At 45.2% G+C, this 210-nt stretch carries 1 protein-coding gene; it reads right to left on the reverse strand.

Features of this window, described 5'->3' with window-relative positions; translation table 11 throughout:
• Positions 1-13: 13 nt before the first annotated feature.
• On the reverse strand, positions 14-210 hold a 197-nt coding region (locus tag V6260_RS19400), incomplete at its 5' end, for a hypothetical protein (RefSeq protein ID WP_341595634.1).

The following is a 210-nucleotide window of genomic DNA, read 5'->3' on the forward strand; positions in this document are numbered from 1 at the left end:
TATATCTGCCACATTATTGCCTAGTTCTTCTGAGGCGATAATATATACCGCGGCGCATTTGCGGCCCTAACAGTATGTCGGCTACATCTCGCAATTGCAGCGCAGTACCATTAGCATTTACAACAAGAGGAATAGCCTCTAAATCGGCTACCCTTATAATATACCCGGTGCTTGTTACCATGTATTCAGCGTCTGCCATTTCTACCACAG

Source organism: Pseudoalteromonas aliena, assembly GCF_038155085.1.
GTDB lineage: Bacteria > Pseudomonadota > Gammaproteobacteria > Enterobacterales > Alteromonadaceae > Pseudoalteromonas > Pseudoalteromonas aliena_A.